The sequence below is a fragment of the Bradyrhizobium sp. Kon37 genome (assembly GCF_055807535.1).
Map to the genome: position 1 here is coordinate 97,464 of NZ_JBVVOY010000013.1, position 16,344 is coordinate 113,807.

Annotated in this window: 15 protein-coding genes; 6 read left to right on the plus strand and 9 right to left on the minus strand. The window is 64.0% G+C overall.

What is annotated here, in order from left to right; genetic code table 11:
- Positions 1-14 precede the first annotated feature (14 nt).
- On the minus strand, positions 15-3,437 hold the full coding sequence (locus tag AC0L3J_RS23065; RefSeq protein WP_473348364.1) for a helicase-related protein: 3,423 nt from the start codon (positions 3,435-3,437) through the stop codon (positions 15-17).
- A 691-nt stretch (positions 3,438-4,128) separates the two neighbouring features.
- Positions 4,129-4,938, minus strand: coding sequence for a DUF3108 domain-containing protein (locus tag AC0L3J_RS23070; protein ID WP_473348365.1), 810 nt, complete (start codon positions 4,936-4,938; stop codon positions 4,129-4,131).
- A gap of 590 nt (positions 4,939-5,528) precedes the next feature.
- Between AC0L3J_RS23070 and rpmB the strand changes: the two genes are divergently transcribed.
- From rpmB to AC0L3J_RS23085, 3 genes are all read left to right on the plus strand, one after another.
- Positions 5,529-5,840: a 50S ribosomal protein L28 gene (gene rpmB, locus AC0L3J_RS23075; RefSeq protein WP_354159848.1), complete on the plus strand. Its 312-nt coding sequence runs from the start codon at positions 5,529-5,531 to the stop codon at positions 5,838-5,840.
- A 191-nt stretch (positions 5,841-6,031) separates the two neighbouring features.
- The gene (locus AC0L3J_RS23080) at positions 6,032-6,808 is read left to right on the plus strand and encodes a Hachiman antiphage defense system protein HamA (RefSeq protein WP_473348366.1); all 777 of its coding nucleotides are present in this window, start codon (positions 6,032-6,034) and stop codon (positions 6,806-6,808) included.
- 392 nt (positions 6,809-7,200) lie between these two features.
- Entirely contained in the window at positions 7,201-7,722 is a 522-nt protein-coding gene (locus AC0L3J_RS23085) for a hypothetical protein (RefSeq protein WP_473348367.1), read from the plus strand.
- A gap of 177 nt (positions 7,723-7,899) precedes the next feature.
- Here the strand turns inward: AC0L3J_RS23085 and AC0L3J_RS23090 are convergent, their stop codons facing one another.
- From AC0L3J_RS23090 to AC0L3J_RS23100, 3 genes are all read right to left on the minus strand, one after another.
- Positions 7,900-8,178, minus strand: coding sequence for a DUF1488 family protein (locus AC0L3J_RS23090; RefSeq protein WP_007604598.1), 279 nt, complete (start codon positions 8,176-8,178; stop codon positions 7,900-7,902).
- Positions 8,179-8,371: 193 nt separating this feature from the next.
- Positions 8,372-8,668: a hypothetical protein gene (locus AC0L3J_RS23095; RefSeq protein WP_473348368.1), complete on the minus strand. Its 297-nt coding sequence runs from the start codon at positions 8,666-8,668 to the stop codon at positions 8,372-8,374.
- A 1-nt stretch (position 8,669) separates the two neighbouring features.
- Positions 8,670-8,927 (minus strand): hypothetical protein, encoded by a 258-nt coding sequence (locus tag AC0L3J_RS23100; RefSeq protein WP_027515171.1) that lies wholly within the window; start codon positions 8,925-8,927, stop codon positions 8,670-8,672.
- A 55-nt stretch (positions 8,928-8,982) separates the two neighbouring features.
- On the opposite strand from AC0L3J_RS23100, the gene AC0L3J_RS23105 reads away from it, so the two are divergent.
- From AC0L3J_RS23105 to AC0L3J_RS23115, 3 genes are all read left to right on the plus strand, one after another.
- On the plus strand, positions 8,983-9,420 hold the full coding sequence (locus AC0L3J_RS23105) for a hypothetical protein (protein WP_473348369.1): 438 nt from the start codon (positions 8,983-8,985) through the stop codon (positions 9,418-9,420).
- 286 nt (positions 9,421-9,706) lie between these two features.
- The gene (locus AC0L3J_RS23110) at positions 9,707-11,044 is read left to right on the plus strand and encodes a DUF2235 domain-containing protein (RefSeq protein WP_473348370.1); all 1,338 of its coding nucleotides are present in this window, start codon (positions 9,707-9,709) and stop codon (positions 11,042-11,044) included.
- A gap of 358 nt (positions 11,045-11,402) precedes the next feature.
- Complete coding sequence (locus AC0L3J_RS23115) at positions 11,403-11,648, plus strand: PilZ domain-containing protein (RefSeq protein WP_007599245.1); 246 nt, start codon at positions 11,403-11,405, stop codon at positions 11,646-11,648.
- A gap of 163 nt (positions 11,649-11,811) precedes the next feature.
- Here the strand turns inward: AC0L3J_RS23115 and AC0L3J_RS23120 are convergent, their stop codons facing one another.
- From AC0L3J_RS23120 to AC0L3J_RS23135, 4 genes are all read right to left on the minus strand, one after another.
- A complete protein-coding gene (locus tag AC0L3J_RS23120; protein ID WP_473348371.1) occupies positions 11,812-12,222 on the minus strand; it encodes a hypothetical protein in 411 nt (136 codons plus the stop codon).
- 245 nt (positions 12,223-12,467) lie between these two features.
- Entirely contained in the window at positions 12,468-13,580 is a 1,113-nt protein-coding gene (locus tag AC0L3J_RS23125; protein WP_473348372.1) for an NADH:flavin oxidoreductase/NADH oxidase, read from the minus strand.
- Between the two features lie 225 nt (positions 13,581-13,805).
- On the minus strand, positions 13,806-14,504 hold the full coding sequence (locus tag AC0L3J_RS23130; RefSeq protein WP_473348373.1) for a hypothetical protein: 699 nt from the start codon (positions 14,502-14,504) through the stop codon (positions 13,806-13,808).
- Positions 14,505-14,511: 7 nt separating this feature from the next.
- Positions 14,512-16,308 carry a hypothetical protein gene (locus tag AC0L3J_RS23135; protein ID WP_473348374.1) on the minus strand — a complete coding sequence of 599 codons (1,797 nt, stop codon included), beginning with the start codon at positions 16,306-16,308 and terminating at the stop codon, positions 14,512-14,514.
- Positions 16,309-16,344 lie beyond the last annotated feature (36 nt).

Here is a 16,344-nt window from a genome sequence, read left to right on the forward strand (position 1 = left end):
GCTCGGTCGTGGGCTCACTCCTTACGCCCGGACAGCTGCTCCTTTAGCGCAGCGAGTTTTGCAAACGGCGAGTTCGGATCGACCGGGCGATCGCGCTCGCGCGGGGTGGCGCTCGATGCATAGGGACGCAGCGAGGGTCCGCCCTGGCGGTCGCGGCCCTTGTCGCGGTCGCGGCCACGATTGTCGCGGCCCTTGTCGCGATCGCCGCCACCGAACTTGCCCTTGTTGCGATCCTTGTTGTCGCGGTCCTTGTTGCCGCCATTCTTGCCCTCGAAGCGGCGGTTCTTGTCGTCGCGTCCCTCGGGACGCGGCGCGGCTTCGGTGCCGCCTTCGCGCGGCTTGCGGAAATCCCTGCCGCCATCGCGACCAGAATCGCGACGATGACCGCCGCCATGGCGATGACGTTCACCGCGTTTCTCGCCGTCGGCGGCAGGCTGGGCTTCGCCTTCGGCAGGCGCAGCGCCGGCTTCAGCAGCTGCCTGCGGACGCGGCTGGTGACGCTGGTTGCGATGGCGCTCGTGGCGCGGCTTGCGATCATCGTGACGGCCGGCGGGACGCCAGACCTCGATGAGCTCGGGCTCGGCGGGCGTGGCCGCGGCTTCCACAGGTGCTGCCGCATCGGCCGACGCCGCGGCTTCGGTTGCAGCAATCTCTGCAGGAGCGGTTTCGGCGGGGACAGTTTCAGCGGGAGCGGTTTCAGCAGCTTCAACGGCAGCAACAGCCTCTTCCGCAGGTGGCGCGATGCCGGGAGCGTCTTCCGGCGTGACGGAAGCCTCAAGCGCCGGCTCTTCAGGCGCGGGCTCGTCGTGCTGCTCCATGCCCGGCGCGTCTTCGACGGTGACAGGCTCGGCGGCGGCTTCGATCGCGGTTTCGGCGGGCGCTGCGCTGTCTTCGGTCGGTGTTTCGGTTGCGGGCGTCTCTTCGGTGGAGGCTTCGGCAGCAGGCGCCTCAGCAACAACCGGCTTCGCCGGCAGCGGCGGGCGCTTGTCCATGCGATAGCCGAGCGCACGCAGCACCGACGCAAAATCCTCGCCGGCAGAACCGGTGAGCGAGGTCATCGCCTGCGTCACCACGAAGCTGCGGCCGTCGAATGCACCGGCGGGCTTTTCGCCGGACGCATTCTCGCGCCAGGCCAGCGCCGGACGGATCAGATCGGCCAGGCGCTCCAGGATGTCGACGCGGACGGCGCGCTCGCCGGCCTGCTTGTAGCCGAGCACGCGATAGGCATCGCGCGGCAGCTGCTTGTCGACCGGGAACGAGGTGCGGCCGGAGCTTGCCAGATGCTGCGCGCCCGACAGCGCGGAGGGATCGACATTGTCCTGCTTCAGCGCCCAGAGCAGCGCGGCCAGCGCACGCCCGGCCGGCTTGAGCATGCCGGGGAAATAGAGGTGATAGGCGCCGAAGCGGACGCCGTATTTGCGCAAGGTCGCGCGCGAGGGCTGGTCGAGGTCCTTCAGCTCGTTGGCGATCTTCGGGCGCTCCAGCACGCCGAGCGCCTCGACGAGCTGATAGGCGATGCCGCGGGCGATGCCGGTGACGTCCTCGGCCTTGCTGAGCTCGAACAGCGGCCCGAGCAGCTTTTCGATATGCGTCTTGAGCCAGAGCTCGAGCCGGGCCTGCACCTTGTCGCGGGGGGCGCCCGTGAGGCGTTCGTCGGAGATGATGCGGATGCGCGGATGCAGCGCGTCCTCTGCGGCAGACAGCCGCGCCACGGCATCGCCGGTCCAGCGGATCATCCCTTCCGAGGTCAGCACGAACTGCTCGTCCGGTGCGTTGCCCAGTTTTTCGGCGCGCGCGTTGATCTCGCCGGCGAGCACGGCCTGCGCTGCAGCCTGCAACGCTTTCGCATCGGAGCCGGCTTCCGCCGCATCCGGTGCAAAGGTGAAGCCATCGAGGCGGCCGATGACATGGCCTTCGACGATGACTTCGCCGGTCTTGCCGATTTCCGTATTCAAGCTCGTGTTCTCCCGCAGGCGGCGCATCAATACACTGGTCCGGCGATCAACGAAACGCTCAGTCAAGCGTTCATGGAGCGCATCCGATAATTTATTTTCGACCTCGCGGGCGATCCCCTGCCAGCGTTCCGGGTCTTTCAGCCAGTCGGGACGGTTGGCGACGAAGGTCCAGGTGCGAATCTGCGCGATCCGGGCCGACAGCGTGTCGATATCGCCGTCGACGCGGTCGGCCTGGTCGATCTGGGTCCTGAACCAGGCGTCGGGGATGCATCCCTTGCGCATCAGGAAGCCGTAGAGCGTCGTCACCAGCTCGGCATGGGCGGCCGGCGACAGTTTTCGGTAGTCCGGGATCTGGCAGGCTTCCCACAGCCGTTCCACGGCATCCTTGCCATGTGCGACATCGCGCACCTCGGCGTCACGGGCGGCGTGGTCGAGCACGCGCATGTCCTCGGCGATGGGCGCGCGCGTCAGCGCCTCATGGCCGGGGGCGAGGTTCAGCGAGACCTGGAGCGCGCCGAGGGAAGCAAAATCCAGCTTCGAATTGCGCCATTGCAAAACCTTCACGGGATCGAAGGTGTGGCTCTGCAGCGCATTGACGAGCTCGGGCTCGAACGGGCCGCAGCGGCCGGTGGTGCCGAAGGTGCCGTTGCGGGTGGCGCGGCCGGCGCGGCCGGCGATCTGGCCGAATTCGGACGGCGTCAGGCGGCGGAACTGGTAGCCGTCGAACTTGCGGTCGGAGGCAAAGGCGACGTGGTCGACGTCGAGATTGAGGCCCATGCCGACGGCGTCGGTGGCGACGAGGTAATCGACCTCGCCGTTCTGGAACATCGCGACCTGCGCGTTGCGGGTGCGCGGCGACAGCGAGCCCAGCACCACGGCGGCACCGCCATGCTGGCGGCGGATCAGCTCGGCGATGGCATAGACCTCGTCGGCGGAGAAGGCGACGATGGCGGTGCGGCGCGGCTGCCGCGTGATCTTGCGGTCGCCGGCGAATTCCAGCTGCGACAAACGCGGCCGCGTGATCATGGAGACGCCCGGCAGCAGCCGCTCGATGATCGGCCGCATGGTCGCGGCGCCGAGCAGCAGCGTCTCGTCGCGGCCGCGGCGGTTGAGGATGCGATCGGTGAAGACGTGGCCGCGTTCCAGATCGGACGCGATCTGCACCTCGTCGACCGCCAGGAACGAGACGTCGAGATCCCGCGGCATCGCCTCGACGGTCGAGACCCAATAGCGCGGCGCTTTCGGCTTGATCTTCTCCTCGCCGGTCACCAGCGCGACGGCATCGGGGCCGACCCTTGCTGCGATCTTGTTGTAGACCTCGCGCGCCAGCAGGCGCAGCGGCAGCCCGATCATGCCGGAGGGATGCGCGAGCATCCGCTCGATGGCGAGATGGGTCTTGCCGGTGTTGGTGGGACCAAGCACCGCAGTGACGCCGGCGCCGGGAAGCCGCTCGGAAGCGAAGGGGGAGGAGGAAAAAGGCATCTGGGGGATTAGGTAATGGCGATTGGGGCGAATGTCAGTGCTGTTTTGGGGCGGTGGCGCGAAGGGCCGGCAAGTCACCTCGCCCCGCTTGCGGGGAGAGGTCGGCGCGAAGCGCCGGGTGAGGGGGCTCTCCGCGAGTCCGTCTGTCACCGCTTCCGTGGCAGCAGCCCCTCACCCCAACCCTCTCCCCGTAAGAACGGGGCGAGGGGGACGAGAGAGCTCCCCAGATCCCGCGCAACTGTCTCACTTTGCGACGCTTTTCCCGTTGGCTTTAAGCTTCGGAACGAGTTGAGAACGAATCGCGGCCGAATCGCTGACTCCCCCTTGAGTCCTGTTCCGTTCTCGCAAGATGTCGCGGGAGGCTTGTTGGGATCGCACTAGATGGAGTTTTGCCCCGCCGCACAAGCGTCGTTCGATGGCGGATTCGTTAAAGCTGGGGACGGCACGGAGTCGAATCAGAATCGGGGAGGAGTCAAATGGATTCCCGGCCCTGGAGCCCTCCAAAACAAAAAGCGCGAAAACAACCCCATGCACAGTAGGCATGTCATTGAAAACATTCGCATTATTTGCCAAAAGGGAGGTCCGTAGCCCGCATGGAGCGGAGCGCAATGCGGGGGCCAAGCAAAGAACCCGGATTGCGCTGCGCTCCATCCGGGCTACGGCAGCTGGGCCGGGGCTACGACAGCCCGGCCTACTGCGTCTTCGCGACCCTGGGGGGCTGGGCCGTGGTGATGAAGCTGGTGGCTTCCAGCATGGCCGGGCCGAGCGGGGTCGGCACTTTCAGCCAGAACGGGACCAGGATGCGCGTTCCCGCGATCGGCGCGAACGCGACCTCGATGTTGCGCTGGGCGGCGAGATATTTGATCACGGGACGGTCGGGGATGTAGCCGGCGATGGGCACGAAATACAGCGAGCAGACCACGACCTGGCCGTGATAGCCCTTCTCCGCCTTGACGTTTTCCATGCGCTTGAAATCGAGCTTGAGCTCGTAGCGCATGCGGCCGTCGAACACCGCGGCGCTGCCGTGGCAGGCGTCCGCCGACAGCACGTCGCCGGTGCCTGCTACGCGCACCAGCGAGGCCGTCATCGGGTCCCAGACACCGCGGCGATGCGCGTCGGTGACGACGATACGGTCGGGATCGACCGGCGGCTCCGGCAGGATCGCAAAATCCTTCACATTGCCCTTGTCGAGCGTGATGCGGATCTCTTCGGTCTTCTTCGAGGTGGTGGTGGAGGCCTGGTAGCCGGTCGCGACCAGCGCGCCGTTGACCACGCGGCCCTGCGAGGCGCCGGTGCCCGACCCGCCCGCGAAGGATTTCAGCAGCCCCGAGGTGCCGCCGGAGGCCGCGGCCGCGAACACGTCGTCCTGGATGTCGATATTCCAGGCGCCCTTGCCGACCGGAATGCCCGCCAGCGTCGCCTCGTATTGCGCCTCGAGCTTGCCCTGCGCCGCCGCGGGCTCCGCCGCGCACGCCAAAACCAGCCCGAAAAGGGCCGCCATGGCCCATCGGCCGGCAGAGCGCGGACGACTTGCGCGTAGCTCCATTGAGCGCAGGCTTGGCGCAAGATGAGGCGTTGTGAGCACGAAACAATCCAATCGGGGCGCGAACGGTTGTTACTTAAGCCAAAAACCGCGCCAAGCAATGTGTCCGGGCCACTCCGCGTCCGGAACTCCACCGGACTCTTCGGGCGCGAATACGCCCTTTATGTGATGGTAAGGCGCGATAATCATTGCCGTTTTGGTGATCGGGGCGGGTCAGAACCGCGCACCTCACCCCGCCACCTCTTCCCCCTCGCCCCGCTTGCGGGGAGAGGGTCGGGGTGAGGGGGGCTCTCCTGGGGGGAGGTGAGAATTGAGTACACTCAACCCGCAGCGCCCTCGCGGAGACTCCCCCTCACCCGGAATCCGCGCTAATCGCGCGCATTCCGGCCTCTCCCCGCAGGCGGGGAGAGGCGAAAACAGCAGCCAAAACCTTGACGTCCCGCCGCTTCCCCCCTATACGTCCGCCCGCTCCCTGCAAGGACAGAGAATTTGCCCGTGGCGCCCCGAATGGCGGCCGCACATCGTTGGGAAAGATTGAGGATTTTGCCATGTCTCGCCGCTGCGAATTGACGGCCAAGGGCCCCCAGGTCGGCCACACGGTCAGCCACTCCAACATCAAGACCAAGCGCCGCTTCCTGCCGAACCTGGTCAACGTGACCTTCATCAGCGAAGCGCTGGGCCGCAACGTGCGCCTGCGCGTCTCCACCAACGCGATCAAGAGCGTCGACCACAATGGCGGCCTCGATCCCTTCCTGCTCAAGGCCAAGGCCGCCGTGCTGTCGCCGCGCGCCCTCGAGCTGAAGCGCGCCATCCAGAAGAAGGTCGGCCCCGCTCCCGCGCCGGCGAAGAAGGCGAGCTAAGAATTTTCGGATTGGGCGGAGGCTTGCGTCGCGAGGCGTAGGCTTAGCTGGAAGAATTTTGCATTGCGGCCGGATCGGAAGATCCGGCCGTTTTTGTTTTCAGGAAACGAGGCTCTTCACTCAAGCCACTCTTGACAGGGATTCTGCTCGTTGTCAGTCTACATTTTTCAACTTTTAATAGAAGTGGACAAATGCCGCTATTTGCGGAGTGGTGCGAGTACGATTCAAGTGTCTTGGACAAAAGACGCCTATTGAAACTCCGCGAAAAGGCCGGTGGACGCGATGCCATCGCTGACACCCTCGCGTCAGTCATGCGGTCGCACTACGACGACGCAACACGAATTGCACAAGACGTATCTGAACTCGGTTATGGCAAAGCCGCGGCGTTGCTTTCTGAGCGCATGCCCCGGTCGGCAACTGCAAGATCTGGCGAACTCGGCGAAATACTGGCAACCGAGATAGTTGAGGAGAACCTCGGCTACCGCGTCCCCGTACGAAGGCTTCGATATAAGGACGGGCGGGAAATGGCATTACGAGGAGACGACTTTATCGGGATTCAGAACGTTTCTGGTGAAGCGCTAAAGTACGCGAAAGGTGAATCAAAAAGTCGCAAGACATTGGCCCAAGATGCCATCAGCGACGCGCGCGCAGTACTCGCCCGCGATCAGGGACGCCCGACTCCAATTTCAATTTTATTTGTCGCAGATCGCTTGATGGATCTGGGGGGTGAAGAAGAGAAACTTGGGCGGGCCATTCGCAATGAGGTGGCGACCCGGGGTGTAGCACCAGATCGTATTGAGCATATCCTTTTCACCGTATCAGGAAACGCTACTCCAAAAGCCTTGTTGGACGATTTTGCGGCGACCTCTAGCGACCGGCCGCACGCTGTGATTCATTTCGAGATTTCTGATCATCAAGACTTCATAGCGGCCTCATTTGAGAAAGCACTAAAGCTTGGAAACGATTGACGACCTCACCTCGTTCTTGCAGCAGATCGGCGTAGCAGGAGTCCGCGGTCGCCTACGGGAGCGGGGAGAGTCTCGTGCCCTTATTCGCCAGAACGGTCTCCTACCGGAAGGCGCACCCACCTTTTCAACAACACTCGACGTTGATCTGGCCGAAGTCGCCTTCTCTGCTCTTCGGGGGGCATTTGCCTTAAGGGAGACGGGCGGCGATCCCGCGACATGGCGCGCCGGATTTGTAGCTGCCGGCAATGCCTTCGAAGCCTTGGTACAGAATGGACCGCCGGAAGATTTGGCCAGAGGACTTAACCGAGTGATGGGTGCAGGCGCCTACCACCTTGCCGGCTATTCGGCTCTGGCATTCTCATTGATATCCCAAGCTGGAAGCGCTGCCAATCTTGCACCCGCAGAAGAAGCTCTCTCCGACCTTAGCTCAAGGCCTCAACCTGAGCGCTGCAGTTCTTCTTATTCCGAATCTTTATAGGGCGGGCCAGCTTCTTACGGGCGAAGAGTTCGCAAACGTTGCGGGGCGCGCTGGAAGAGCATTCGTCGATCTTGACGGTTTAGTTCTCCACGTCATGTTCAAACCCGAACAATGGCGCTTCAATATTTGGGCCGGTCTCGTGAACTCGGCACGAGCACGTACGCTATCAAGCGGTATCATCACGGTTGTTAATGAGGTCATGCGAAGACTCGCACGGACTGGAGTAAATACTACTATGCCCGCTCGTGTTGATGTAGACGAATCTTCCGGAGCAGTATCAATCGTGACGCCCGATTATCAGAATATCTTGACGATCAAGCAGCGCCTCGAAGATCCAAAGCCATCTTTACTGCACGTCAATTTCGCCGCGGACGGAAAATCCGCGACCATCCATCGCATGGGTCGCGCGTCGGGCCGTTGGCGCGAGGGGCCTTAGATTTCTTGCGATAGTTGCTTTCGACTTTTTCGGCAGAATCGTCCACGGTATCTGCCGGAAAATCTCCAACTTCCTCAAGCCCTCTAGTCGCATGCGCAAGAGGAACAAGACGGCGTCGCGGGACTTCACTTCACCTTGCGTATTGACGGAGACGACGACGCCGCGTCCACGGGCCCCCTACCCCCGGAAATCAATGCTCCGCAGCACGATGCCCGGCGGCGTGCCTTCGAACTCCGTCGCCTGATATTTGCGGCCGGTGCAGGCTTCGATGCGTTCGCGCAGGCGCGTGAACTGCTCTTCGCGCTCGCTCGGGCGGGCGCGCGGGCCGCGCTCGAGGTCGTCCATGGCGGAGGTCGAGATCGCGCAGGCGATCTCCTTACTGCCGTCCTGCATCGAGAACTGGACGATGCCGCGGTCCTGGTCGTGGGCGATGAAGCGGCTGCTGGTGAGCGTCATGGGGTACTCCTTTTGCGTCCGCGCGTCGCGCACTGGGGGCGCCGGTCGGCGTTATCGAAGCAGGCTGTGGCACGGGGGTGCACAACAACTGACTTCGGTGGTTATGGGTCCCGGCCTTCGCCGGGACGACGCCTGTGTTTGCGAGCAGTGCGCGATGGCGCCACGAGTTGGCTCGCCGTTCAGCCGTTGCCGTTCAGCCGTCGCCGTTGAGCCTTGCGAAATCGTCGAACAGGGCGGCCACCAGCGCGCGGTGGCGGGTGTCCTCGGCGGGCAGGCTCGCGGCATAGAGGTTGAGCAGATGGCGGGCCTTCACGGCGGCCTCGGGCCAGGACGCGGCCGGCACCGACATCATGCGGTTTTCGAGATCGGCCTCGCGCTCGCGCAGCTCCCTGACCTGGGCCTCGACATCGGCCAGCGCGCGGCGCAGATCGGTTGCCTTCTGGGCGGCCATGCCGCGATGGGCGTCGAGATCGACCGGGATGTCAGTCATTTCAGGCACTCGCGTCGATACGTTGGGCATCCGCCAGGTCGACCGAGCCGATCGACAGCATCTCCGTCGCACCGCGCACGCCTTCGGAGGGCACCGTGATCATGGTGGCGACGCGGCGATAGGATGCGAACGACAGGCCCTCGATCATCTCCTCGTCGGTGACGACCTCATAGGCGCCGGCCGGCAATTCGCGTTCGAGGCCGCGGATGTGGAATGGATGCTTGAAGGTGATGGTTTCTCGCCGCGAACGGATGGTCATGCGCGCCTGCCTTTCGCAAAGAAGGGGCCCCAACCGACGCCAGCTGGTCGCGACCATGCGCTTCTTGCGCGGCAATAGCCAGCTTTATGTCAGCGCGGGCCGGGACTTAAGGCGCAAGCGCGACACTCGCGCGCGGCGTTTTAGTCCTCGCCATCGGCAGGGCGCGGGCGTACGCTCGACCATGTCAGCGCAGCTCACGCAATTGCCGCGCGTCGATGTTGCGCTGCATCTTTCGCGCCTCGTGTGCGCGGCGGCGATCTTTCAATGGTTGGGGCGGGTGCATCTCACAGCCCTGCCCAGCGACCATTGCAGCGCCGATCTCGCACGCGGACGAACTCGAAACCCAGGAGGAGACGACGTCATGGCCAAGGGACAGCAACGCAGCAACCGCGAAACCAAGAAGCCGAAGAAAGACAAGATCAAGACCAGCGCCGCAGCGCCCAGCCGCAAGGATGCGGCGTGGCAGCCGGAGATCGGCCAGAAGAAGAAGTAGCGGGGCGGCCTCTTTCACAACGGCGGGGCTCTCGCATAGGACGCCTCAGCGGCGCCTGAGCGAGCGCCTCGTCCTTCGAGACGACCGCTTCGCAGTCTCCTCAGGATGAGGCTTGGCTGCATGCATCTGCGTGAAATGCCGCCGCATACTCATCCCTCATCCTGAGGGCCCGCCGCAGGCGGGCGTCTCGAAGGATGGCCGCAGTCGAGCTTGCAGCCATACATCTCCCTCTCCCCACGCTTTTCCGCTATACTCGCCCGGGTAGCATCAGCGGGAGGGGTATCCTGTGGAGCACGAGCGCAACGCCGACCACACATCCGAACCGAAAAACCTCGTCATCTGCTGTGACGGCACCGGCAACGAGATCTCCGAAAATATCTCCAACGTCCTGAAGCTGTATCGCTGCCTGCGCAAGACCGACAAGACGCGGCCGCGGCAGATGGTGTTCTACGATCCCGGGGTCGGCACCGTGACGGAGCCGTCGACGTGGCACCGGCTCAAGGCCAACGTCAATCTGGTGCTGGGGCTCGCCACCGGCTACGGGCTCGATGACAACGTGCTCTCGGCCTATTGCTTCCTGGTCCAGCACTACGCGCCGGGCGACAAGATCTATCTGTTCGGTTTTTCGCGTGGCGCCTACACGGTTCGCGTGCTGGCGGGGCTGATCCACAAGATCGGCCTGATCTCGCCGGAGCAGGCCAACCTCGCAGGCAGTGGCCTCGTCGCCTACAAGCAATATTCCGGCACCGGGCGCGGCAACGATGTCAGCGACCTCATCGATGAAGGTTTTGACGACAGCGGGCCGCTGCCGAAAAACAAGTTCGATCTCGCCGCCCAGTTCGCACGCATTACTTCGTCGCGCTGGCCGACCATCCACTTCATCGGCGTCTGGGACACAGTGGCGAGCGTGATCGTGCCGCGCGCCGACCGGGGCTATTTGCCGAGCTTCGAGGAGCTCGCCTTCACGCTGCGCAATCCCAGCGTCAACATCTTCCGCCAGGCGATCGCGATCGACGAGCAGCGCTGCATGTTCCGCCTCAAGCAGTATGAGGAGCCGCAGGAGTACTGGCGCAACCGCTTCGTGCCCGATCACAAGAAGGAGCCGCAGGACATCCTGCAGGTGTGGTTCGCCGGCGTGCATTGCGACGTCGGCGGCGGCTATCCGGAAGCCGAGAGCGGCGAGTCCAAATATCCGCTGCTCTGGATGATCGAGGAAGCCACCAAGGCCGGGCTGAACTTCAACCCGAGCACGGTGAACCAGCTCGCCTGGGGCATCCAGCGCAAGAACTCACCGTTCCAATACGTGCCGCCTGAATACACCGGGAAGGTGGGCGAGCTGCACAATTCGATGACGGCGGTGTGGCGCGTGCTGGAGTATCTGCCGAAGCGCGCGATCTACAAGGAATGGCCGGAGCGCAAGGTGTTTCTCGGGCTCTACATCCCCGATTGCGAACCGCGCCTGATCCCCGAAGGCGCGCATGTGCATGAGAGCGTGTTGAAGCGGATGGCGGTGGAGCCGGGCTATCGGCCGGTGAATCTGCCGAAGGATTATGTGACGGTGCCGATGCCGGTGCCGCCGCACATGGGCATGGCGGCGGAGCCGGGGGAGATCGTGGTGGGGTGAGGGCCTTCCCTTCTCCCCCTGTGGGAGAAGGTGGCATAGGCGGCCTTCGGCCGCCGTTCTTGAAAACGCCGATGCTTCGCATCGGCTATGGCGCCGGATGAGGGGTTGTCGCCGCGAACGCGAAAGCTTCGTATTCCGTGCGAGACCCCTCACCCGTCTCAATCGCGCTTCGCGCGATTGATCCACCCTCTCCCACAAGGGGAGAGGGGAAAGCAGCCCACCCCGCTACCGCCGCTTTCTCCATTCGCCGACACTTTTCATTAAAATTCTCAACCCCGCCTTAGCCGGATCGCATCAACTCCTTGGCATCATCTCCCAGACCACCCGCGCCATCCGCGGAAATTGGAGGAGAGTGCCAATGCATCCGCGACGACATGCCCGCGTCAAACCCGCGGGCCTCGTGTCCCGCCAGGCCAAGATCATCACCGACCCGCGCGCGCCGGTGATCCCCTGCACGCTGATCGACTATTCGCCCGGAGGAGCCTGCGTCGATCTCGGCGGCCAGGTGAAGATTCCCGATCGCTTCGAGCTGCTGCATGTGAACACGAAGAAGCGCTGCCGCGTGGCGTGGAAGCGCGGCACGAAAGTGGGCGTGGTGTTTTAGGGGCACCTCTCCCGTCGTCCCGGCGAAGGCCGGGACCCATAACCCCAGGGAGCAGTTTGGCGAAGGCTCGTCGTTCGGGATTAGCATCGTCCGATAGATCACGCGGTATGGGTCCTGGCCTTCGCCGGGACGACAGCGGAGATTGTCGCGCGGCTATCTCATCTCACGGCTTCCGCATCCGCGCCTTCGCCCCCGCGACGATCTGCATTGCGACGCCCGCGATCCAGCCGAACAGAGCGAACCAGCTCCAGGCGATATGCGGCTCGAGGCGGAGCACGATGATGGCGACGGAGGCGAGCGCGGTGAGCGTGGCGCAGAGCGTGCCGGCCGCGCTCAACAGTTCCGCGGCGTCGATGTCGCCATGGGCCTCGTCGAAGGGCAGCTGCGGCGTGTCGATGCCGAGATAGAAGCCGACGAAGCCCAGCACCATCATCAGCAGCAGGAAGCCCTCGGTGGTGAGCGCGGGTATCGCGGATCCCACATAAGCGCCGACGAACAGCCCGCACGCCGCGCCCGCCATCGCAAGCCCCACGCGCTCGATGACGTGGGCAGCTTTCCGGATACGAAACCGCATGGCGGGCCTCCGTGAGGCGTTGGACGCACGCGAGGTTAGGCCAGATTTGGCGGAGGTGGAAGCTGAGAGGGTTTACGGATGCGTGAGGCGGAGCGTTGCTCCCTCTCCCCGTTCTTACGGGGAGAGGGTTGGGGTGAGGGGCCTCTCTCCGCATGTGAGATCATCGCCGCACCTGTACCCCCTCACCCGCATCCCATCGTCGATGGGATGCGACCTCTCCCCGCAAGCGGGGCGAGGTGAAGAGCCTACCGCGCCCCGAACGTGGTCTTGCCGAACAGCGCCTTCTGGGTCGAGGGCTGCGAACGCCAATATTGCGGCGGGGCTTCGACCTCGCCGCCGACGTCCGCTGCGGCGTGCCAGGCCCAGCGCGGGTCGTAGAGCATGCCGCGGGCGAGCGCGACCATGTCGGCCTTGCCGGATGCGACGATGTCTTCGGCCTGCTTCGGCTCCGTGATCAGGCCGACGGCGATGGTGGGCAAACCCGTCTCGCGCTTGATGGCTTCCGCAAACTGCACCTGGTAGCCGGGGCCGAGCGCGATCTTCTGCAGCGGCGAGACGCCGCCGGAGGAGGCATCGATCCAGTCGACGCCGCGCGCCTTCAGCGCCTTGGCGAACTCAATCGTCTGCGCCAGGTCCCAGCCGCCCTCGACCCAGTCGGTCGACGACACCCGCATGCCGACCGGCTTGTCATGCGGGAACACCGCACGGACCGCGTCGTACACTTCCAGCGGGAAACGCATGCGGTTTTCGAGCGAGCCGCCATATTCGTCGGTGCGCTTGTTCGAGATCGGCGACAGGAACTGATGCAGCAGATAGCCGTGCGCGCCGTGCAGCTCGATGGCGTCGATGCCGATGCGGTCGGCGCGTTTTGCCGAGTCCACGAAAGCGTCGCGGATGCGCTTGAGGCCGGCGGCGTCGAGCGCCAGCGGCGCGGCTTCGCCCTCCTTGTGCGGCAGCGCCGACGGCGCCACGGTCTGCCAGCCGCCCGCGTCCTGCGGGATCAGCTGGCCGCCGTCCCAGGGCCGCGCGCTCGAGGCTTTGCGGCCCGCATGCGCGAGCTGCATGGCGACCGCGGTCGAGGAATGTTTACGCACCGAGGTGAGGATCTGCTTCAGCGCGGCCTCGGCGGCATCGCTGTAGAGCCCGAGGCAGCCCGGCGTGATTCGGCCGATCGCCTCGACATGGGTCGCCTCGATGCAGAACATCGCCGCGCCCGACAGGCTGAGATTGTTGATGTGGGTGAAGTGCCAGTCGGTGGGAACGCCGTCCTCGGCCGAATATTGGCACATCGGCGAGACCACGATGCGGTTCTTCAAAGTCAGGCCGCGCAGCTTGATCGGGGAAAACAGGGCGCTCATGCGGGGGAGTTCCGGGATGGGAGGGATGGAAGCGATTGCATGAAGTTTAGTGGGCGGATGGCGGATTGCCACCTGCGCGGCGGGAATGGCCGCCCCAAGGGCCATGCATTGCGGTGAGGGTTTGGCGGCAATCCTCCACTCGTCGTTGCCAGCGCAGCGAAGCCATCCAGAGTCTTTCCGCAGCGGCAGTCTGGATTGCTTCGTCGCTTCGCTCCTCGGGGTGCCCTAATCCACATCCTCGAACCGGCCCGGCTGCGGCTTGGCCGTGCGGATGCGGCCATCGGGCAGGAGTTCGCCATCGGCCTCGGCCGAAAACTGGATGGTGTTGCCGCCGCCATCGCGCTTGGTCGCCTTGCCGAGCGGGCCGAGCTTATCGGCGAGCGCGGTGTCGTCGACCACGAACACGCGGTATTCGGTGAGATGGAAGCGACGCGGCGCCTGCCATCTCAGCGCCGGCACGGATGTGCGCATGTCGCCGTCGGTCTTGACGTCGATGCTGCGGCCGGTGACGTCGCGGAACAGATCCGGCGCATCGATCAGCTTCGCGCGGCCGCCCTCGATGGCGTAGAGGTTCAGCGTGACGATATGGCGCTCGCTGCGGAACGAGACGGCAACGTGGCGCGAGTCCTGCGACCAGGCGGCGTGGAAGGCATCCGGCGCGGAGTCGAGGATGTTGTCGTCGTTGACATTGTCGAGGGTCACCAGCCGGCGATGGCCGGGCTCGGCCATCAGGTAGATGCGGAAACCGTCGCTGCCGGCCTCGCCGCCGCCATGTGCGGCGACGGAGAGTTTTCCATTCGGCGCGCGGCCGCCCTGGATGATGGCGTATTCGTTCTTGCCATATTTGTGCTCTGCCGTAGCCAAGGCCGGCGATGCTGCGGCGAGCGTGAAGGCAAGAGCGAGGATGGCGCGGTAAGGAATCATGCTATGTTCACCATGAGTTCAGGACACCCAGCAGCACCACCCAATAAATGACAAAGCACGTCCAGCTCTCGCGATAGCTCTCGACCCCTAAAAACGCGATCACGCCAAGGCCAACGATCCACATCGCCCAGCACAGGTTGGATGCGATCTCGAGACGCCCGGGCTGCGGCCCATTGCTGGACCACCAGCGCGCATAGAAATCCAACTCAGGACCGAGCGCGACAAACCGCGCAATGTCGTCGAGTCTCGGGTGCTCAAAGGCGGCGCCGTGATCGCCGGCGATGTATTTGAGGTTGAACACCTTCCCGTCGTCCCCGGTGCCGTGACGAAAGCCGCGGAAGCCGGCCGAGCCGATGTCGAGCAGCCCCGGCTTTGGCTCGTCGATCTTCAGGAAGTCCGCGACATGCTGGAAAAACTGCGGGAAGAGCGCGACAACCCAGTCCCCGGCGGCACAGATATTCCAGACTCGCCCCGTCACGCGCTCGGCGGCGATAAACTTGTCCCAGCGGTAATGCGCAGGCACCACACTACCTGCAAAGAACACGTTTCTGATCTTCAGGACCACATAGTTTTGCAGCGCACTTGCGAGAATGTAGGTACCGTTGCTGTGGCCAATATAGTCAACGCTGCTCGTCTCCAGGGCCGGATACATCGCCCTCGCCTGCGTGTACTGATCCATGAACCAGCGCACGTTGCGTTGGCGGTCCCAGTAGAACAGGAACGGCAGCATCGCGAACCTGCGGTAGAGCGGCGGGATGACTTTCACGCGCACCGCCGCGGCGCCGATCTGCCGCTCGATCGCCCACTTCACCTCAGCCGGCCAAGTGCCCTCATCACGTATACCGTGCATGACGAAGACGAGATGCGTGATGTTCGGGTCGGTCTTGAGTGCCGTGATCTTGTCAGCCCAATAGGGCGGAAACGCACCTCCCACGGTCGTCAGCGCCATCCGAATAGCTTCGCCCGACGGAGTGAGATCATTCTTTTGGGGATCACGATAGATGAGCGAAGCAATCTCGGCGTGCGAGAGGCCCTCCAGCGTCTTGATCATCACGCTGCCAGGAGACCCGGCCTCGAGGTCGATACTGTCGTCGCGGTCAACCAACTCGTCCTTGGCGCCGAGCAGATGGATAATCAGCGGCCGCTCGTCTTCCGGCAGCGCTCGAAACAGCTCGATCCACTGCACCCGCATGTTGGCGACGAAAGGCGAGCCCTGCATCAGGCTTGCGATGAACTGGCCTGTCCCCGTCAATCGGCCGATCTCTATCGCAAGTTGGCCGATGATGTATTTGGGGAAACTCAAGTTCTTCGGCTTGTGGCTCGGCCAGCCGCGGTTCGGTGCCGCGAGGGACACGAAGCGCTCAACGCGACCTACCCAGTGATGCCGACCGCTCTCGCGCTGCTGGGGACGGTCCTCAAAACCGTGTCCCCAGAGCAAAACCTTGCGGAGCAGAAGCCCGCCGGTGCTGTAGCCGAACAGGATGATCTTCTCATAATCATGCGTGTTGTGAGCCCTGTCGATCGCAGTCTCGATCGTCTGCGTGATGTCATAGGGATCGATGTTGGACGCCCAGCCATGGCTGTAAGTGGGGATAAGCACGTCGGCGGACGGGTAAGCCTCCCGCACCAGCTTTTCGAGATCGGGTCTCGATGCTCGCCCGCCGAGCGCAGGGCTGTAAACAACCAGGATCTTGTGCTCCCGGGGAATCGTTTCGACGCCACCGGCGGTCCCAAAATCGAAATATCTCAGTCCGAACAGGATGAATAGAACGACGATCCAAACGAGCACCTCAAGCCCGGACATTATCCCCATCCTTCAATCAATGCGGCTACAATCGAT